Origin of the sequence: Paenibacillus silviterrae, from assembly GCF_030167925.1 — a bacterium.
In the GTDB taxonomy this organism is placed as follows: Bacteria; Bacillota; Bacilli; order Paenibacillales; family NBRC-103111; genus Paenibacillus_G; species Paenibacillus_G silviterrae.
Genome location: NZ_JASKUT010000001.1, coordinates 3,080,489 through 3,099,561, shown reverse-complemented (window position 1 = coordinate 3,099,561; position 19,073 = coordinate 3,080,489). Strand labels below are relative to the sequence as shown.

General features: G+C 55.4%; 17 protein-coding genes. 11 read left to right on the top strand and 6 right to left on the bottom strand.

Features of this window, described 5'->3' with window-relative positions; genetic code table 11:
• The first annotated feature begins 39 nt into the window (after positions 1-39).
• Both QMO62_RS14170 and rsgA read left to right on the top strand, forming a co-directional pair.
• Entirely contained in the window at positions 40-1,233 is a 1,194-nt protein-coding gene (locus QMO62_RS14170; protein WP_284641834.1) for an MFS transporter, read from the top strand.
• Positions 1,234-1,443: 210 nt separating this feature from the next.
• Positions 1,444-2,517, top strand: a complete 1,074-nt coding sequence (gene rsgA, locus QMO62_RS14165) for a ribosome small subunit-dependent GTPase A (protein WP_284641832.1) — start codon at positions 1,444-1,446, stop codon at positions 2,515-2,517.
• 597 nt (positions 2,518-3,114) lie between these two features.
• Here rsgA and murQ read toward each other — a convergent pair.
• Positions 3,115-4,023 (bottom strand): N-acetylmuramic acid 6-phosphate etherase, encoded by a 909-nt coding sequence (gene murQ / locus QMO62_RS14160; protein WP_284644947.1) that lies wholly within the window; start codon positions 4,021-4,023, stop codon positions 3,115-3,117.
• A gap of 42 nt (positions 4,024-4,065) precedes the next feature.
• Entirely contained in the window at positions 4,066-4,995 is a 930-nt protein-coding gene (locus QMO62_RS14155) for an N-acetylglucosamine kinase (RefSeq protein WP_284641830.1), read from the bottom strand.
• Positions 4,996-5,193: 198 nt separating this feature from the next.
• Between QMO62_RS14155 and QMO62_RS14150 the strand changes: the two genes are divergently transcribed.
• From QMO62_RS14150 to QMO62_RS14110, 9 genes are all read left to right on the top strand, one after another.
• Entirely contained in the window at positions 5,194-6,048 is an 855-nt protein-coding gene (locus tag QMO62_RS14150) for a MurR/RpiR family transcriptional regulator (RefSeq protein WP_284641828.1), read from the top strand.
• Positions 6,049-6,098: 50 nt separating this feature from the next.
• Positions 6,099-7,478 (top strand): ABC transporter substrate-binding protein, encoded by a 1,380-nt coding sequence (locus QMO62_RS14145; RefSeq protein ID WP_284641826.1) that lies wholly within the window; start codon positions 6,099-6,101, stop codon positions 7,476-7,478.
• 216 nt (positions 7,479-7,694) lie between these two features.
• On the top strand, positions 7,695-8,612 hold the full coding sequence (locus tag QMO62_RS14140) for a carbohydrate ABC transporter permease (RefSeq protein WP_284641824.1): 918 nt from the start codon (positions 7,695-7,697) through the stop codon (positions 8,610-8,612).
• 15 nt (positions 8,613-8,627) lie between these two features.
• Complete coding sequence (locus tag QMO62_RS14135) at positions 8,628-9,461, top strand: carbohydrate ABC transporter permease (RefSeq protein WP_284641822.1); 834 nt, start codon at positions 8,628-8,630, stop codon at positions 9,459-9,461.
• 11 nt (positions 9,462-9,472) lie between these two features.
• Positions 9,473-10,582, top strand: a complete 1,110-nt coding sequence (locus QMO62_RS14130) for an ABC transporter ATP-binding protein (RefSeq protein WP_284641821.1) — start codon at positions 9,473-9,475, stop codon at positions 10,580-10,582.
• Positions 10,583-10,611: 29 nt separating this feature from the next.
• Positions 10,612-11,349 carry a DUF2189 domain-containing protein gene (locus QMO62_RS14125; RefSeq protein WP_284641819.1) on the top strand — a complete coding sequence of 246 codons (738 nt, stop codon included), beginning with the start codon at positions 10,612-10,614 and terminating at the stop codon, positions 11,347-11,349.
• Positions 11,350-11,379: 30 nt separating this feature from the next.
• Complete coding sequence (locus QMO62_RS14120) at positions 11,380-12,549, top strand: exo-beta-N-acetylmuramidase NamZ family protein (RefSeq protein ID WP_284641817.1); 1,170 nt, start codon at positions 11,380-11,382, stop codon at positions 12,547-12,549.
• Positions 12,550-12,583: 34 nt separating this feature from the next.
• Complete coding sequence (gene nagZ, locus QMO62_RS14115; RefSeq protein ID WP_284641815.1) at positions 12,584-14,203, top strand: beta-N-acetylhexosaminidase; 1,620 nt, start codon at positions 12,584-12,586, stop codon at positions 14,201-14,203.
• Positions 14,203-15,393: an anhydro-N-acetylmuramic acid kinase gene (locus QMO62_RS14110; RefSeq protein WP_284644946.1), complete on the top strand. Its 1,191-nt coding sequence runs from the start codon at positions 14,203-14,205 to the stop codon at positions 15,391-15,393. Before nagZ ends, QMO62_RS14110 begins: the two co-directional genes overlap by 1 nt.
• A gap of 52 nt (positions 15,394-15,445) precedes the next feature.
• Here QMO62_RS14110 and QMO62_RS14105 read toward each other — a convergent pair whose 3' ends face one another.
• From QMO62_RS14105 to QMO62_RS14090, 4 genes are all read right to left on the bottom strand, one after another.
• Positions 15,446-16,258, bottom strand: a complete 813-nt coding sequence (locus tag QMO62_RS14105) for a YitT family protein (RefSeq protein ID WP_284641813.1) — start codon at positions 16,256-16,258, stop codon at positions 15,446-15,448.
• Between the two features lie 48 nt (positions 16,259-16,306).
• Positions 16,307-17,143, bottom strand: a complete 837-nt coding sequence (locus tag QMO62_RS14100; RefSeq protein WP_284644945.1) for a YitT family protein — start codon at positions 17,141-17,143, stop codon at positions 16,307-16,309.
• 109 nt (positions 17,144-17,252) lie between these two features.
• Positions 17,253-18,497: a cation:proton antiporter gene (locus QMO62_RS14095; RefSeq protein ID WP_284641811.1), complete on the bottom strand. Its 1,245-nt coding sequence runs from the start codon at positions 18,495-18,497 to the stop codon at positions 17,253-17,255.
• 2 nt (positions 18,498-18,499) lie between these two features.
• Complete coding sequence (locus QMO62_RS14090; protein ID WP_284641809.1) at positions 18,500-18,994, bottom strand: cation:proton antiporter regulatory subunit; 495 nt, start codon at positions 18,992-18,994, stop codon at positions 18,500-18,502.
• Positions 18,995-19,073 lie beyond the last annotated feature (79 nt).

The following is a 19,073-nucleotide window of genomic DNA, read 5'->3' as shown; positions in this document are numbered from 1 at the left end:
ATCTAGTTTCACTAAGTGTTGACAGGTAGGAGAAATTAAATGAAAACTTTCTTATGGTGTGGCTACGGCTCTTATTTATTAATCGGATTGGCGCATGTCATCGTGGGCTCTTTGCTGCCAGAAATGCTGAGCTATTATGCTGTAGATTATAGCTCCGGGGGACAGCTCATCGCCTTACAATTCGCCGGCTTTCTGGTAGGGGTGCTTTCCGGTCCTTGGTGGTCGGCCCGGTTGGGCAAAAGGGGAGCGCTGCTGCTCTCACTAACCTGCTTAACGGCTGCAGAACTGGTTTTTGCACTGCTGCCACCATGGACTATCGTCATGACGGTTGCCCCGCTGGCAGGCTTCGGCTTCGGTATGGTGGAGACGGTGATCGGCGCATTGGTCATTCAGTATTTGGAGGAGCAGCGCAAAACCAAAGTAATGACCCGGCTTGAGGTGTTCTTCGGTGTAGGGGCGCTCGTCATGCCGCTCATTTCGTCGCTCATGATCGCTCTTGGCATGTGGCGCGGCGCCTTCATCATGCTGGCATCGTCATCAGCGGCCCTGCTGCTGATGTGGCTGTTCCTGCCTCTCGGCAGCATGTCTTCGCTCATGAGCCGGACAGAGGGAGGGAACGGGGGCACAGAGGCTGTTTCGCCCCAACCGTCGAAAGGTGCTCCTGCGTTATATCTGGGTGTTTTCTTGCTCATCTTCCTTGTGTACGTAGGTACAGAGATGAGCATCGCCAATTTTCTGCCGTCGATGTTTATCGAGACACTGCACGTCAAGCCGGAGATTGGGGCACTTAGCGCGACTTGCTTCTGGGGAGCCATGGCAATCGGAAGGCTCTTTGCAGCGAATGTGGTAGAGAGGGTCGGGACTCCCAGATACTTGCTCTGGAGCATTGCGGGGGCAACGCTTCTGTTAGGGGCTTTTGCCATGAATACCGGTCTGTGGGGAAGCTTCGCCTTGGTTTTGTTGATAGGGCTAATGCTATCCGGCATGTTTGCGATTTTACTGATTTATGCAAATGGATTTTTTCCTGGAAGGGAGGAACGAATCACCAGCCTGTTAATTGCCTCCGGCGGGGTTGGCGGCGCACTGCTGCCGCTGCTTACCGGATGGAGCATGGACCGCTTCACGGTAGAGCAAACCCTGCTGGTGCCGGTGATGTTCTCAGCTTTATTACTGCTTTTGATAGGCTGGGCATCCCGATTCCCCAAGGCTTCGGCAGTGGGAAAGAATGTATAAAGTGATTTTCTCCCTGTTAGAAAAAGGTGGCAGGGGGTACAATAAACGTATCATGAGTGAAAGGAGTGAGGTGTTATGAGGTTCGTTCAAGCCGGAATGGTTACTAGCCTCACTCCAGGGACGGAAAAGTAAGGATGAGCCCTGGAGCGCTTCGATCGAAGACTTCAGGGCATTTTTATGCCCTCATATGAACCTATGGAGGGTACTACATTGAGAGAAAAGCATATTCAGTTGCAAGAAATAGGTTGGAACCGGGCGTGGGAGGAGCAAAGGGAATCCAAGGGCCTTCCGGGCTATCCTGCCAGGGTGATTGCGGAGTTTCAAGGGCTATACCGGGTAATGACGGCGCAAGCGACGCTCCTGGCGAGGGTCAGCGGCAAGATGATGCACGAAGCGACAGGACGAGCGGACTTCCCGGCGGTGGGGGATTGGGTCATCCTTGACAGAGAGACGGAGGAACAAGGCGAAGGCGTCATTCATGCCGTGCTGGAGCGCAAAAGTGCTTTTGTCAGGAAGGTAGCGGGAGCGCAAACGGAGGAGCAGATCGTTGCCGCCAATGCCGACGTGGTCATGGTGTGTATGGCGCTCGATCATGATTTTAATCGTAACCGGCTGGAGCGCTATATGCTGCTGGCTTGGAATAGCGGCGCGATGCCGCTCGTCGTCCTCACGAAAGCGGATCAGGCCGGCGAGCTGGCCGAGGAGCGGATAAGCGAAGCGGAGCGGGCCGCGGTCGGTGCGGAGGTTATAGCCGTTAGCTCGGTGACAGGCGAGGGGCTCCATGCGGTTAGGGAGCGGGTCGGCACGGGGGTAACAGCAGTGTTCCTTGGCTCCTCCGGCATCGGAAAGTCTACGCTGATCAATAGACTGCTTGGCGAAGAGAAGCAGGACACGCAGGGCGTTCGCAAAGGGGATGGCAAAGGCCGGCATACCACGACGCATCGGGAGCTTTTCCTAGTGCCTGGGGGCGGCATTGTGATCGATACCCCGGGAATGCGCGAGCTGCAGCTGCTGGAAGGCGAGGGGCTGAAGGAAGCGTTCGCGGATATTGCCGAGCTTGCCGACGGCTGCCGCTTCGGGGACTGTACTCATGAGGCGGAGCCGGGCTGTGCCGTGAAGCAGGCGATTCGGGAAGGGACGCTCCCGGAGAGCCGACTTGAGCATTACCGGAAGCTGGAGCGGGAAGCTGCCTATGCGGAGCGCAAGGTGAGCGAACGGGCGGCGAGGGAGTATAAGACCCAGATGAAACAGCTTCACAAGCAGATGCGACCGAAGCATAGATAAGTGGGCGGGACCTCTTAGGGGGTCTCGTTTTTTTTGTTTGGGCGTGCGGCTTGGCGATGGAAGCGTTCGTGCAATTGCAAATGTGCGCTTGCAGAGGGCTGAGTGGGATAGGATGGCATGAATAGTGTCAAAAGTGCGATTACGCTCGATGTAGAGGGGGAATTCGCGAGGAAAACGTTCGTGCAATTGCAAAAATGCTATTGCAGAGGGCTCCAGAGAAGGATAGGATGGCATGAATAGTGTCAAAAGTGCGATTACGCTCGGTGTCGAGATAGAGTTTGTGAGGAAAACGTTCGTGCAATTGCAGAAATGTGATTGTAGAGGGCTGAGGAGGATGGGGTGGCATGAATAGTGGCAAAAGTGCGATTACGTTCGGTGTGGAGGTAGAGTTTGTGAGGAAAACGTTCGTGCAATTGCAAAAGTGCGATTGCAAAGGGCTGAGGAGGATAGGATGGCATGAATAGTGGCAAAAGTGCGATTACATTCGGCGTAGAGGTAGAGTTTGTGAGCGGGACCTGAATTTAGCGGTACGGATGTGCCAGCAAAAAGGGCTGGCCGCTAGATCCTTCCGGATCACGTGACCAGCCCTTCCAATACTTAACCCCGCAGCTTCTCCAGCGCCTTGCGGACAAAGCCGTCGGTCGCTGCGAGTGCTTCCGTCGCTTTGTGGCAGTCGACCTCGCCGAGAATCATGACGATGGCTGTCTTCACTTGGCCGCCGGCCTCGTTGAAGGCCTTCTCGACTACGTCCTCGCTGGCGCCGGTCGCCATCGTAATGATCCGCTTCGCGCGGTGGACGAGCTTGACGTTCGACGGCTGCAGGTCCACCATCAGGTTGCCGTACACCTTGCCCATACGGATCATGGACGCCGTAGTCAGCATGTTCAAGATGAGCTTCTGTGAGGTGCCGGCCTTCATTCGCGTGGAGCCAAGCACGACCTCCGGGCCAACGACGGCTTCCAGCTTGATATCGGCCAGCGCAGACATCGGCGTGTCGTGGTTGTTGCAAATTCCCACGACGCCGGCACCGAGCGCCTTCGCGCGCTTCATAGCGCCCAGCACATAGGGGGTCCGGCCGCTGGCGGCGATACCGACAACGACGTCGTTCGCATCCACGCCATGCTTATCGATGTCGGAGGCGCCGAGCTCTTCGCTGTCTTCTGCGCCCTCGACCGGATCCTTGATCGCCTGGAACCCTCCGGCGATGATCCCCTGCACCATGGACGGCGGCGTACCGTAGGTGGGGGGGCATTCGGACGCATCGAGGATCCCTATGCGTCCGCTGGTGCCTGCGCCGATGTAAAACAGACGGCCGCCCTTGCGGAAGGACTCGACGATGCGATCCACCGCCTGCGTGAGCTGAGGGATCAAGCCGCGTATGGCGTCGGCAATTAATCGGTCCTCATCATTAATAAGCGTCAGGATCTGCTCCGTAGGGAGCTGATCAATCTGCTTCGTGCGTTCATTCGGTTGTTCGGTAATCAGCGATTGAATTAATTGCTGTATGTTCATGGAGTCGGCTCCTTCTTCTGTCTAGTCTCTATTTCTCTAATCTCGTGCCTTAGCCAAACGGGCGGCGCCGTAAGCGGGAGAACGCTTCGCTTCGTGAATGCGCACGTGCGGATAAGCGGAAGCCAGGTGCTGCCGGAACGTATCCCGAAACAGCTCGCTGTGGCTGAAGATCGAGCCGCTAAGGACCAGATCCGCTTGGGTGAACCAAGGATGCTTGCCGATGAGAGTATATGTATGCCCGGCGAGCTCCAAGCTGTTGCGCTCAATTAACTGGGCAGCCAGCTCATCGTTTGATTTGGAGGCGATAATGGCATATTTGGCGAAATCGGCGATGTCGAGCTTTTTTACCTCAGGTCGATAAATATAGCCTTTCAGCTCCGTAATGGAAGAAAAGCCGTAAGCGTCAATAATCAGCTGCGTCATCATGGTTTCGGGAAGAACGCCGTCGTAGCTGCGCATCACCGTCTGAAGCGTATCGAGGCCAACCTTATAACCGCTGCCCTCATCCCCCAGCAAATGGCCCCAGCCGCCGACGCGATACTGTATTCCATCGGGAGTGCGGCCAAAGACGATCGAGCCCGTGCCCGAAATCACCAGGACGCCGTGCTCTCGTTCCAGCGTCGAAGCCAGCGCAATTTCCGCATCATTCATAACATGTACTTTTGTGCCATCCTCCGCCAGAAGACCTGGAAGAGCGTCCGTCACAGCGGCCGACATAGCGGCTTGCTCCTCGGGGGTTCCGACGCCGGCCATGCCGAGTCCGATGCTCCAGCGCATTTCCTTCGCTCCATAAGCTTCGACAGCTTGCTTCAATAATGCCGACAGCTCGGTAACAGCTGCCTCGAACCCCATCGAATGAGGATTCGTTGAACCCCCAATCAGGCTTCCCAGCTGGATACCGGCTTCATCGGTGATGACTAGCTCGGTCTTCGTCCCTCCGCCGTCTACACCTATATAACGTTTCACAAGGGTCACCTTCCTGCCGGAATTGTAGTTTGAGTATAAACGATAAAGCCTGTCCATGTAAAATAAAATTTTATTGTAAAAATAACTATTGAAATTTTGTTTCAGCGGATTTATAATGAATCTCGTCTGGAAGCGATACCATGAAAGCCTATGCATCGCTTCAGGATACATAGAGAGAAGAGCGGGGTGAGATGCTTTATGAATGGTGGGCTCGTCCGGATCAGGGAAGCGATGAATCAGCTGAACCCTTCGGAGCGGAAGGTCGCGGAATATATTTTAACCGACCCGAAGCAGACCGTCGAGCTGTCGGTTTCACAGCTGGCGGAGTATAGCGGAGCAAGTCAGGCGGCCATCGTTCGCTTATGCAAGTCACTCGGGCTGAAGGGATTTCCCGACCTGAAGCTGAAGATTGCGGGAGACTTGCAAGAGACGGTAGCATCGCAGGGCAAGCAAGGGTATCAGGAAATTCAACCGCACGATTCCATCACGACCATCATCGAGAATGTATCGGCGAACAATATCCAGTCGATTCGCGATACGGTCAAGATTTTGGATGCAGCGAAGGTGGAGGAAGCGGTAGAGGCGCTGGACCAGGCCGCTCGCATTTACTTTTTCGGAGTCGGGGCATCCAACCTCATAGCGCAGGACGCTCAGCAGAAGTTTTTACGCATCAATAAGACCTGTTTCGCCTTCTTCGATCCTCATGTGCAGCTAACGACAGCCGTGACGTTGACACCTAGGGATGTTGCCGTAGGAATATCGTATTCCGGGGAGACGCGCGAGGTCATCGCCACCCTCCGATCGGCTAAGGAGCAAGGAGCAACAACCATCAGCATCACCAAGTACGGAACGACCTCACTGCATGCACATTCGGACATTCCGCTCTGCATTTCTTCTACAGAGAATGAAATTCGCAGCGGTGCGATGGCCTCTCGTATTACCCAGCTGAATGTCATTGATATTCTGTATCTTGGGGTGGCGAGCCGCAACTATGACAAATCGGTTGAGTATTTGGACAGAAGCCGGGCGGCCATTAAGGACCTGAGCAGATAAGGTAAGTCATGCAAGGCACCAACACTATGATCATATGGGGGACGAAGCGAATGAAATCAGTAAAGATCATGTCCATGATGCTTGCCGGCGCAATGGCGCTTACAGCCTGCAGCGGCGGCTCCACACCTGCACCTGCCGACAACAAAGGAGCAGCGCCTGCGGCTGACGACAAGAAGCCGGATACCGTTAAGGTTTGGACTTACCCGGTGCATGCCACGTATGAAGATGATTTAAAGCAGCTGATTGCCGATTTTAATAAAACCAATCCACATATTAAGGTAGAATACGAAATGCTCTCCTGGGCGGAAGGTCCGAAGAAATTCGACGTTGCCTTGAACGCAGGCGACCCGCCGGATCTGTACTTCCACTCCGTTGCAGGCCAATACGTGAATACGGGTTTGGCTTTGCAGCTGGATAAGTACATGACCAAGGAAATTAAGGACGATTATCTGCCGGGCACATTGGAGCTCGGACAAATCCAAGGCAAGCAGTACGGTCTGCCGATCTACCAATTCCAATGGGCATGGGGCGGTAACAAGCGCATTCTTGAGGAAGCGGGCATCGACTGGAAGAAGATCCAGGAGAAGGGCTGGACTTGGGAAGAGTTTAACGATGCGGCGAAGAAGCTTACTAAGAAGCTGCCTGACGGCTCCCAGCAATACGGCCTGGTTACGGACGGCACAAGCCTTGATTTCATTCAAATGCTCTCCCGCAATGCCGGTATGCCGGATGTACTCGACAAGGACGGCAAGTTCCAGTGGAACGACGGCCGCATCCTGGATACTCTCAAGTTCATGGAGAACATGATCAAGGACGGCATCATGCCGAAGGAAAGCGCAGCGCTGCAGCCGGCGAAGCGTACGGAAATGTTCTACGACAGCAAAGCGGCGATCATCAGTAAGGCGATTCCTTACTATGATGTTATCATCCAAAACCGCAACAAGGACATCGACGCAGGCAAGGTGAAGGGCGAGAAGATCGAATTCATCCTGCTGCCGGTTCCTCATCATAAAGACCACCCTGCGAAAACAACCATGGGCGGCGAAGGTTATGTAGCCTTTAAGCAAAAGAATGACAAGGGCGAGCAGCACGCGAAGAACACGTTCCTCGTGATGGAAGCGCTGAGCGGCGCCAAGGCCGGTAACTCCGCTAACGAGCTGTGTCTGCCGTTCGTGCGTAAGTCGCAAGCGAAGGAATTCGAAGGCAAAGGCAAGGCTAGCAAGACGAACCTGGCTGCAGCTGAGATCATGGCGAAGAACATGGTTGCTCCAGTAGAGCTGAACCTGGACGTAGACAAAGCTGCGAAGATGAAGCAGTTCAACGAGCAAGTAGTGAAACCGAACTTCCAAGCGGTGCTCGCCGGCGAGAAGAAGGCGGAGCAAGCGGCTGATGACTTCAAAAATAAAGGAAAGCAAATGTTCGGTCAGTAAGTTGAACTTACAGTAACGCTGCAAAGTACAAACGGGAAGCAGTCCGGCGTTAGCAGCTCGGTATCGAGACAGCCTGGAAGGCCGGGCTTCCCGGCTTGTACTTTCTTTTTACCCTTTATCAGCAGCCTAGCCATTCCCAACAACGGGTGCTCCCGCAAAAGCTTCGGAGTTCACTTAACTACTTTTGGGGGATTTGTTTAAGGAGGTAAGACCTACATGCAACCATCAATCGCACAATCGACACCAACGCGGAGCCGGTTCACCCAATTTTGGCGGGAGTACGGCTGGGCCTATCTTTTTATTTCCGTGCCGGTGATTCTGTTTCTCCTCTTCACGCTGTACCCGGTGCTTTCGGCGTTCGTTATGAGCTTTCAGGAATACGGCATTATGAAGTCCAAATGGGTTGGCGGGGCCAATTACTCCCGGCTGTTCACGGACGACGTGTTCTGGAAGTCGATGAAAAATACGGCCGTATTTACGCTTTTTACCGTACCGGTCAATATTATCATTACCTTCGTGCTGGCTTATCTGATTTATCAGATGAAAACAAAGTGGCAAACCTTCTTCAAAGCGGCGCTGTACCTGCCCTCCGTGGCCTCCGGCGTTACGCTGTCCCTCGTGTGGCTGGCCATGTTCGATCCGACGTCCGGCGGCTTGTTCAACCGGGTGCTCGGTCTGTTCGGTCTTGAGCCGGTCATTTGGCTGGGACAGTCCAGCACGGCTTTATTCTCGCTGATGCTGATGACGTATCTGGGTTCGCACGGGAGCGGCATTATTCTATACCTCGCGGCGATGGGCGGAATTCCGAAGTCCTTGTATGAGGCGGCGGATATCGATCATGCCAGCGCATGGACGCAGTTCAGCAAAATCACTTGGCCGCTGCTGAAGCCGACGACACTGTATCTTCTCGTTACGGGTGTGATCATGTCGTTCCAGGTGTTTATCAGCGTGTATTTGATGACACAGGGCGGTCCGAACTTTGCCACGACGACCATCGCTTATCTGATTTACGAAACGGCGTTCGTCTTCTACGAATTCGGTCTGGCTTCCGCGCAATCGTTCGTTCTGGCGGCTGTCATTATCATCATTTCCATTATTCAATTCAAATACTTCTCGACGGACATCGAGTACTAAAGGGGGGATCCGTTCATGACAAGCACTAGCAAAAAAACGTTTATCGGCATCTCCGTCCTTGTGCTGCTCTTCTGGGCGTTCATCACGGTGATCCCTCTGTACTGGATGTTCATCGGATCCTTCCAGGATTCGCTGGCGGCAGCGTCCTTCAAGCCGCAGATGATTCCGGAAAAATGGTCGGTGGCTCCATACGAGCGCTTCTTCGGCAAAACCGCCGCGCTTCGCTGGCTGTTCAACTCCTTGTTCGTATCCGCGGTATTGACGCTGACGAACGTATTCTTCGCCTCCCTGGCAGGCTACGCCTTCGCGAAGCTGAAATTTCCGGGCAACAAGTCGATCTTCTGGGTGCTTCTCAGCACCATGATGATCCCGTCTCAGGTAACCTTGATCCCGCTGTACGTGCTCGTCATCAACACGTTTAACCTGGGCGATACGTATACGGCGATGATTTTGCCGGCACTGGTTGGAGTAGGGAACATCTTCTTAATGAAGCAGTACATGTCCACGCTGCCGACGTCTCTCATTCATGCAGCGAGAATCGATGCTTGCAGTGAGTTCGGTATTTTTTATAAAATCATTCTGCCTATGGCCAAGCCCGGTTTGGCGGTGCTTGCGATCTTCACATTCGTGGCGCATTGGAACGATTTCTTCTGGCCTTTGCTAGTAACGCGAAGCAATGAGATGCGGACCATTCAAGTCGGTCTCGCCAGCTTCCGTTTCGCAGAATCTACAGATTACGGCGCGATTATGGCCGGTGCGACGATCGGCGCGCTGCCGATGATTATTTTGTTCTTCGCTTTGCAGAAGTACTTCCTGCAGGGTATCACCATTGGAGCCGTTAAGGGCTAGGAGGTAAGGATATGGCTCAAGTCGTATTTAAGAATGTGCGCAAGGAATATGAGGATGAAAAACGGGGCAAATTCACGGCGGTAGCCGGTTCGGATTTTGTCATTAACGATAAAGAATTCGTCGTGTTCGTCGGCCCGTCCGGCTGCGGCAAAACCACATCGCTTCGCATGTTAGCCGGTCTCGAAACCGTATCGGGCGGAGAAATCCTTATCGGCAACCGCGTGGTGAACGATCTGCATCCGAAGGACCGGGATATTGCGATGGTGTTCCAGGATTATGCACTGTACCCGCATATGACGATTCGCGAGAACCTGTCGTTCGGCTTGAAGAACCTGAAGAAGAGCAAGGCGGAGATCGAAGAAAAGGTCAAGTCGGCATCGGCGATTCTGGGCTTGAGCGAGATGCTCGACCGGAAGCCGCGGGAGCTGTCCGGCGGTCAACGCCAGCGGGTGGCCGTAGGCCGTGCGATCGTGCGTGACCCGCAGGTGTTCCTGTTTGACGAGCCGCTGTCGAACCTTGATGCGAAGCTGCGCATCCAGATGCGCGTGGAGCTGTCGGAGCTGCACAAGCGCCTCGGTGCAACGATCGTGTACGTAACGCACGATCAGGTGGAGGCGATGACGCTCGGTGAGCGGATCGTCGTCATGAACAACGGCGTGATTCAGCAGATTGCGGCGCCGACCGAGCTGTACAACAACCCGAGCAACATGTTCGTAGCGGGCTTCATCGGTTCGCCGGCGATGAACTTCATGGACGCCCGAGTAGAAGGCGGCCGCGTTCATGTGGAGGGTGCGTCGTTCGTGCTGCCGGAGAAGGCGGCTCGCGGGTTGAAGACGTATGAAGGGCAGAGCGTTGTGCTGGGCATTCGGCCGGAGAACATTTACGGAGAAGATTTCGCGCTGCATGTGGCGCATGATCATAAGATGAACGCTGTCGTACAAGTGGTCGAGAACCTCGGCTCCGAGAACCTGCTGTACTTCCGCGTAGGTTCACGGATGGTCACCGCCAAGGTGCATCCGGAGACATCCGCCGGCGTAGGTGTGGCGAAGTCGTTCGTGCTGGATCTGAACAAGGCGCACTTCTTTGATCCGAAGACGGAAGCGCGGATTGAGCTGGGATAACTAAAATCAGTATGTTGGAGGGCGATACCATGCGTAAGCTGAATGAAATGATCGTGAAGTCGGGCGGGTACGTATACCGGGAGATGATTTCGGTGTTCCTGTTCAGCGCCGTGAGCTCGCTCGTGCTTGTCCCGGTCATCTTCCTGCTGCCGATCGGGGTAGCGCTGGCGGTGCTCCCGCTCATCTACGCGCCGCTTGTCGCGGGCGTATTCCACGCCTGCTACCAGGTCGTGTCCGGAGAGCGGCCGCGGCTGAAGGATGTGTTCGCGGGAGCGGTACGCTTTTTCCTGCCGGCCGCAGGGTTTGGCTTGCTGTGTGCCCTCTTCGTGCTGATCCTGGCTTCAACCTGGTGGTTCTACGGCAGCAAGGACAGCATGTGGAGCTGGGCGCTGGCGATTTTCCAATCGTATTTCGTCGCGATGTTCTTCGTCTCCCAGGTATACACGCTGCCCTTGATCGTGCAGGAGCGGGAAAGCCTGTTCAGGGCGGTGGGACGCAGCGTGAAGCTGACGGTAACCCATCCGGGCTACACCTTCGGCGCATTCGTACAGGTGATTGCGCTGACCGTTCTGCTCGGCTTGACGGTGGTCGGCTTTGCTTTCCTGTTTACCGGAACGCTTGGGATCTACGCAAACCTCATTACCCGTAACCTGCTGCAAGGACCGGAAGAGGAACAAGACGGCCGGAAGGAGCTGCAGGACAGCTGGACTTTGCAAGGTCGCCAATGGCCGGAAGATAAGCATGAGCTACAAGGGGCTCAAGGATAAAAAAATATTTCCACAATGGAGTGATTAGCGATGGCAGGACAAATCGCAGTCGGCGCAGACCGATTACATTCGATGGAACCGAAGCTATCCGGCAAACGCGTAGGGCTGCTGACCAACCCTACCGGTGTGAACCGGCAGTTCGTCACTACCGTGGAGCAATGCGCGGCACTGCCCTCGGGGCGGTTGGCCGCGCTCTTTGCGTGCGAGCACGGACTTCGCGGTGAGTTCCAGGCAGGGGAGCGGTTCGAGGATGCGGTACATCCGGAGCTGAACATCCCGGTTTACAGCCTCTATGGCACCAGAAAGAAGCCGGAGGCGGAGATGCTGGAGGACATCGACATCGTCCTGTTCGATATCCAGGATACCGGTAACCGGTTTTATACGTATCTTTCGACCATGGTCTACCTCATGGAAGCTTGCGCGGAGGCGGGGAAGGAGCTGATCGTATTGGATCGGCCCAATCCGCTCGGAGGCTGGCGGGTGGAAGGGAGCTTGCTGCGGCCCGGTTACGAGTCGATGGTCGGCGCCGTGGCCGGAACGCCTTATGCTACCGGAATGACGATCGGTGAATACGCCTTGTGGGTGAATGACAGGCTGCCGAAGTCTTGCCTTCTGTCCGTCGTGCCTATGGAAGGCTGGCATCGGCGCATGGAATATGATCAGACGGGGCTGCCATGGATGCTGCCGTCTCCCAACATGCCGTCCCTTAATACGGTAAGAGTATACGCCGGCACCTGCCTGTTCGAAGGAACGAATGTATCCGAGGGACGGGGGACGACGCTGCCCTTCGAAATGATCGGGGCACCCTGGATCAACGCAGAGCAGTTGGCCAAAGAGCTGCGCGCTTCGAACCTGCCGGGCGTCCATGCGCAGCCGGTGTATTACACGCCGACCTTTTCCAAGCATCAAGGGAAGCTGTGCGGCGGGGTAAGGCTGTTCGTGACCGAGCCGGATGCATTCCGTGCCGTAGAAACCGGACTGACGCTGCTCGATACCATCGCCAAGCTGTATCCGGAGTCCTTCGAGTGGCTGCCGCCGGTCCGGGAGGGCGGACGCTCCTTTATCGACCTGTTATCGGGCGGGGATGAGGTAAGAACGTTAGTAGGTATGGGCAACGGACTCCATAGCTTAAAGGAAGCGTACCTCGAAGCGGAATTGCAATGGAAGGAAGCTAGGAAGCCGTACTTACTATATTCGTGATTCAATCGAGGGAGAGAAAGGGGAATAGCGATTGATGGGAAAAATAGAGCAAATGACCTTAGAGCAAAAAATCGGCCAGCTGGTCATGTGCGGCTTCGAGGGGACGGAGCCGTCGGAGGAAGTGCTGCGGCTGATCCGGGAGAAGGCGATCGGGGGCGTTATTTATTTTGCCCGCAATGTGAGAAATGTGGAACAGGTGGCGAGCCTTAGTGCCTCGCTGCAGGCTGCCGCGGCGGAGAGCGGGCAGGAGCCGCTCTTCATCGGGATCGATCAGGAAGGCGGCATGGTGGCGCGTATCACCGACGGCGTGGCGCTCATGCCGGGTGCGATGGCGATTGCGGCGGCCGGAAGCCTGGAGGAGGCTCATCAGGCGGCCCTCATCTGCGGACAGGAGCTAAAGGCGCTGGGGATCAACCTGAACTATGCGCCGGTGCTGGATGTAAATAACAATGCGGCGAATCCCGTGATCGGCGTCCGTTCGTTCGGCGAAGACCCGGCGAAGGTGGCGGAGTACGGCGTGAAGACGCTGCAAGGCCTGCAGTCTGCCGGAGTCATCGCGACGGCGAAGCATTTTCCTGGGCATGGGGATACGAATGTGGATTCACACTTGGATCTCCCGACGGTGCCGCATGCCCGCGAGCGGATCGAGCAGGTGGAACTGCGCCCGTTCCGGGAAGCCATCGCTGCCGGGGTGGACTCCATCATGTCTTCGCATGTCGTGTTCCCCGCGTTCGAGTCTCAGATGCTCCCGGTTACCTTGTCTAAGGCCGTGCTGACGGGACTTCTTCGTGAGGAGCTAGGCTATGAAGGCGTCATTATGACGGACTGTATGGAAATGAACGCGATTGCCGAGCATTTCGGCACGGTGGAGGCTGCCGTGATGGCCGTGGAGGCCGGAGCCGATCTTGTACTGATCAGCCACAGCCATGATCGCCAGCAAGGCGCCATCGACGCTCTGCTTCAGGCTGTGCGCGACGGACGTCTCTCCGAGGAGCGGATCGACAGGTCGGTGAATCGACTGCTGGCATTAAAGCAGAAGCGCGGCCTGTATGAGTCCGCCGCAGCTGTTGAAGTGAAAGCTGTTGTAGGAACGGCGGAGCATAAAGCGGTTGCCCGTCGCATCAGCGAGTCCTCGATCACGCTGGTGAAGGACGAAGCGGGACTGCTGCCGTTTCGCACAGAGGATTCACTCTTCCTCATTTCCATCGAAGGTGCTGTATTGACGCTGGTGGATGAGGCAGTGGATGCACAGCTGACGCTCGGCTCTGCTCTGCGGGAGCTGGGCGCTCAGGTGACGGAGCTGGTGGTGCCGCTGACCAAGGTAGAGGAGCTGAAGAAGGAGCTGCTGAGTGCGGTCCGTTACGAGCGTCAAGTCATCATCGCCACCTACAATGCCTATCTTGATCCCGCTCAGGCTGAGCTCATTCGCGAGCTGCTTGCGCTGGGGAAGGATATTACCGTCGTAGCGCAGCGCAGTCCGTATGACCTGCTGGCGTTCCCCGGCGTTTCGACGTACGTTGTTGCCTACGAGAACCGTCCGCTTGCCCTTCGCAGCACGGCGAAGGTACTGATGGGCGATAGCAAGGCAAGAGGCAAGCTGCCGATCACCTTGAGCGAAGGCGAGACGGTTATGGCGGGAGGCGGCAGCCGATGATGGGGCTGAGTGCTGCTTTGAGCAAACCGGCAAGGCTCATTGTCGGTCTGATGTCGGGAACGTCGCTGGACGGAATCGATGCGGCCGTGGTCCGCATTGCCGGCTCCGGGCTGACCTCCAAGGTGGAGCTCGTCTACTTTCATAGCGTAGCCTATGACTCGGAGCTGAGAGAGCGGCTGAAGGATCTCTGCAGTCTGGATCGCTCGAACACGGCAGGGGTGTGCTCGATGAACTTCGAGCTCGGACAGCGGTTCGCGTCCGCCGCGGCAGAGGCTGTTACAGCCGCAGGCCTTCAGATGAGCGAAATCGACCTGATTAGCTCTCACGGCCAGACCGTCTGGCATATCCCCGAGCTCGATCCCGGCCATCCGGATTGGGTGCGCTCGACGCTCCAGATCGGGGATATCTCCGTCATTGCGAAGCTGACCGGAACGCCGGTCGTCGGCGATTTCCGGACAGCCGATATGGCTGTAGGCGGGCAGGGAGCGCCGCTGACGCCTTACGGCGATCTGATTCTGTTCCGCGACGAGCAAAAGGGCCGCATCGTGCAGAACATCGGCGGCATCGGCAACTGTGCGGCCATTCCGGCCGACGGGCAGCCGGAGCAGGTCATTGCCTTCGATACCGGTCCGGGGAACATGCTGATCGACCAAGCGGTGATCGAGCTGTCCGGCGGGCGCCTATCCTACGATGAGGACGGCCGGTGGGGAGCGCAGGGCCGGCCGCATGCCGAGCTGCTTGCTTCCATGCTCAGCCATCCGTACTTCTCGATGCCGCCGGTGAAGACGACGGGCCGCGAAATGTTCGGCAAGGCTTACGCCGCCGAATGGCTGAGCCGCATGAACGCCGCAGGCTTAAGCGCCGAGGACATCGTCGCTACCTTCACGGCGTTCACCGCTCAAAGCATCGCTGCCGGCTACCGTGACTACGTGCTGCCGCGCTACACTATGCACGAGGTGATCGTCAGCGGGGGCGGGGCCCACAACGCCACACTGATGCGTATGCTCGGCGAGCTGCTGCCGGAGCAGCGCATTCTTGGCTCCGATGAGCTGGGCGTCTCCAGCGATGCGAAGGAAGCGATCTGCTTCGCGATTTTCGGCAACAACATGCTGCACGGAGTACCGAACAATCTCCCGGCTGCCACAGGAGCCGCAGCTCGTACCATCATGGGCAAGCTGGCCTTGGCCTAAAAGAAACACCCCCTCCCGTCCACATGAAGCAATGTGGCATGGAGGGGGTGTTTTATGCGATATGCGAGGCGGTTGGATAGGACACGACGACCTGCGCGTTCGGATCAATCCGAAGCACCGTCGACCGCAATCGTTTGACTTCTTTTCCGGCGATGATCAGGAACAATTGCTGATGCTCTTGCTGGCTGCCTCGCGTCTGCTCTTTCTCCAGCAGCTGGATGTCCCCTCGGAATTCCTGCAGTAAAGTTTGCGCGACTTCTCTCCGGCAGGAGGAATGGATAAGCACCATTTTCCTGCTGCGGAAGTCCAAGGTGAAGTCGATCGACCGATACGCCGCATAGTAAGCGAAAATCGAGTGGATCGCTTGATCCCAGCCGAAGAGCAAGCCTCCGCCGGCAAGCAGCAGGATGTTCAGAATCATAATGACTTCGCTTAGCGTAAGCTTTGTTTTTTGCTGAAGGTAGAAAGCGACATCATGTACGCCGTCCACATACCAGCCAAAGCGGATGATAAGACCGATTCCGATCCCCAGCGTAAGCCCTCCCGCAATGGAGGCCGGAAGCGGGTTTTGAAACAACGGCGGGAACGGGTACATGAATACCGAGCAAATCGCAACGATGAGCAAAGTGATCAGGGAGGAGAGGATGGTTCTCCAGCTCCTCCTCCGACTGAACAGGACAAAAGGCAAATTGATAAATAATAAAATCAGACCCATTTTCATTTCCGTCAGATGAGAGAGGAGAATCGCGACCCCTTTCACGCCTCCGGGAATGATTTTATGCGGAGTGAGAAACATTTCCAGACCGACCGATATCAAACCAACACCAAGCAGGATAGCGCCAAGGCGCAGGATTCGTGCTTTCAACCCGAGATGAGCCTCCATGTGCCTTCCCCTCCGGTGATACATTCCCTTTTAGTGAATGTCTTTTTTCTTGAAGCGGCCTCCCTTAACATCGTGGATATTGCCGACAGCCAGAAAGGCGGTAGGGTCCGTTTCCTCGACGATGGACTTCATCTTCGCTTCCTCCAGCCTTGTAATGACGCAGAAGATGACCCGTTTGCTCCCGCCGCTGTAGCCGCCTTCGCCGTTGAGGTACGTCACGCCGCGGCCCAATCGATTCAGGATGGCGTTGCCGATCTCTTTATTTTTGTCGCTGATAATCCATACGGATTTGGATTCGTCGAACCCTTCGATCGTAATGTCGATCATTTTGTAGGCAATATAGTAAGCAATCAGCGAATACATGGCGTGATCCCATCCGAAGACAAAGCCCGCGGAGCCTAGAATAAAAATATTCAGGAACATCACGATTTCGCCCACGGAAAAAGGAAGCCTCTTCTGGAACAGGATGGCGACAATCTCAGTTCCGTCGAGCGAGCCTCCGAAGCGGATGACGATCCCGACTCCGACACCGAGAATGATCCCTCCGAATACCGCCGCAAGCAGCGGATCGATGGTGAGCGGCTGAACGGAATGAAGCAGACTGGTGCCTACGGACATAATAAGAACACCGAACAAGGTGGATAAGGCAAAGGTTTTGCCGATTTGCTTATACCCTATCAATAAGAAGGGCAAATTCAGAACGGTAAGAAAGATCCCGAGAGGAAGTCCGGTTAAGTGTGAAGTAATAATCGAAATGCCTACAATTCCACCGTCAATAATGCGGTTAGGGACCAAGAAAATTTCCAGACCAACGGATACTAAGGAAGCGCCTAGAAAAATAAAAACGATACGCCGGATTAATTTCATTACGGACAGCTTGGAATGCTGCTGCGGCACCGCCGTGCTGGCTTGCAAGGATACAGGCTCCAATTTGAATCATCCTTTCTATGAACAGCTAGTTTATCTATAAGCAGCGCTAGACTCCTCCGTCTTTTTGGACGGCTTGTTCTGCGAGCGGATCTTTACTTTTTCCTCCCTTGAACCGGAAGATGGAGTCAAGCAGCTTATATACGATTTTGGATTCCTTCGTCAAGAGAGGCCCCAGTATGGCCAATATGAGTACATATAGGGCGGCAAAGGGCTGGATAATGGCCAGCAGTCCGCCTGCTTTGCCCAGATTCGCCATGATGATGGAGAATTCTCCGCGCGATACGATCGTCAAGCCGATATTCGTCGAGGCTTTCGGGGACAGCCCAGCGCTTCGTCCTGCGAGCATGCCCGCCAAAACGTTGCCAAAGAGCGTTAGTAGTACGGCACCAAGGGACAGCCACACGGCTCCGCCGAGCGAGAACGGGTCAATGGTAAGACCGAAGCTGAAGAAGAAAATAGCGCCGAAGAAATCGCGGAACGGAAGAATGAGATGCTCGATCCGCTTCATATGCTCGGTTTCCGCCAGCACCAAGCCTACCAGCAGGGCGCCGATCGCCTCGGCGACATGAATCGTTTCCGAGAAGCCTGCTACCAGGAACAGGGCGCCGAACACGACAAGAACAAACAATTCATTCGAACGAATGTTCAGCAGCCGGTTCAGCAGGGGGACGGCCTTTCGCCCCAGAATAATGATGAACAGCATAAAGCCTAGAGCGAACAAGGCGGATAGAAGCACGCCGCCAACCGAGGTGGAGCCGCTGAGGACAAGACCCGAGAGGATAGAGATATACACCGCCAGAAATACATCCTCAAACAAGGTAATGCCTAGAACCATTTCGGTTTCCGGATTAGCCGTCCGCTTGAGGTCCACTAATACCTTCGCGACGATAGCGCTGGAGGAGATGGTCGTGATCCCGGCAATGACGAGAATTTCCTTAAACGGGAAGCCGGTAACTAAGCCGAAGAGCAAACCCAAGGTAAAATTAATTAATATATAGATGGTTCCGCCGACAACGATGGAGCGTCCTGATTTGATCAAGCGGCCCACGGAAAACTCCAGCCCGAGATAGAACAGCAGGAAGAGGACGCCGAGTCTGCCCATGAACTCGATGAGAGGCGCGCTTTCTATGAAACGGAAATCAAAGTGCCATAGCTCCGGCGCGTGGGGCCCGACCGCCATTCCCATAAGGATATAGAAGGGAATGACGGAAAACCGCAATTTGGCTGACAGCAGCCCCGCCAAAGCAATCAATGCAACCGCTAAGCCTACCTCCAGAATGATGTGATCCAAGATCAATCACCACCATTCTGTAAGATGTCTTTAAGCAATTTGAGGTTTCGGCGCTCACCGGCTACGACAAGCGTGGATTCCGCACCGACCCTGAAGTCCGGCCCCGGATTGATATGCTTGGAGCCATCCTTCCCCACAACGGCTATAATACTCGCTCCTGTTTTTTGCCGGACCTGCAGCTCTCCGATGGTCTGACCGATGGACTTGGCGTGAGGCTCCACTTTGTACCATTCGATAATCAAGTCGTCCAGGGCTACCTCGATTGTTTCCAATGCTTTCGGTTTATACGTCATGCCGCCGATAATTCCGGCTACCTGTCTCGCCTCATCGTCGTCCAGCGACACCATGGAGATGCTGTCATCCGGGTCATCGTGTTCAAAATGGTACATCTCGCGCCGACCGTCATCGTGGATAATAATGACCAGCCGTTCTCCGCTGCGTGTATCGATCAAGTATTTTTTGCCAATTCCAGGCAAGTCTGTTTCTCGTATATTCATCTAGGTAGGTCCCTCCTGTGTGATCCGTTTCTTAAACATGCAGCACAAATACAACCATGCAATGTGCGAAATAAAAACT

What these genes read in the sequence shown, in the direction of transcription:
- QMO62_RS14170 (WP_284641834.1), top strand. Translation starts at nt 40, where the DNA reads ATGAAAACTTTCTTATGGTGTGGCTACGGCTCTTATTTATTAATCGGA.
- QMO62_RS14150 (WP_284641828.1), top strand. Translation starts at nt 5,194, where the DNA reads ATGAATGGTGGGCTCGTCCGGATCAGGGAAGCGATGAATCAGCTGAAC.
- QMO62_RS14145 (WP_284641826.1), top strand. Translation starts at nt 6,099, where the DNA reads ATGAAATCAGTAAAGATCATGTCCATGATGCTTGCCGGCGCAATGGCG.
- QMO62_RS14140 (WP_284641824.1), top strand. Translation starts at nt 7,695, where the DNA reads ATGCAACCATCAATCGCACAATCGACACCAACGCGGAGCCGGTTCACC.
- QMO62_RS14135 (WP_284641822.1), top strand. Translation starts at nt 8,628, where the DNA reads ATGACAAGCACTAGCAAAAAAACGTTTATCGGCATCTCCGTCCTTGTG.
- QMO62_RS14130 (WP_284641821.1), top strand. Translation starts at nt 9,473, where the DNA reads ATGGCTCAAGTCGTATTTAAGAATGTGCGCAAGGAATATGAGGATGAA.
- QMO62_RS14125 (WP_284641819.1), top strand. Translation starts at nt 10,612, where the DNA reads ATGCGTAAGCTGAATGAAATGATCGTGAAGTCGGGCGGGTACGTATAC.
- QMO62_RS14120 (WP_284641817.1), top strand. Translation starts at nt 11,380, where the DNA reads ATGGCAGGACAAATCGCAGTCGGCGCAGACCGATTACATTCGATGGAA.
- nagZ (WP_284641815.1), top strand. Translation starts at nt 12,584, where the DNA reads ATGGGAAAAATAGAGCAAATGACCTTAGAGCAAAAAATCGGCCAGCTG.
- QMO62_RS14110 (WP_284644946.1), top strand. Translation starts at nt 14,203, where the DNA reads ATGGGGCTGAGTGCTGCTTTGAGCAAACCGGCAAGGCTCATTGTCGGT.
- QMO62_RS14100 (WP_284644945.1), bottom strand. Translation starts at nt 17,143, where the DNA reads ATGAAATTAATCCGGCGTATCGTTTTTATTTTTCTAGGCGCTTCCTTA.
- QMO62_RS14090 (WP_284641809.1), bottom strand. Translation starts at nt 18,994, where the DNA reads ATGAATATACGAGAAACAGACTTGCCTGGAATTGGCAAAAAATACTTG.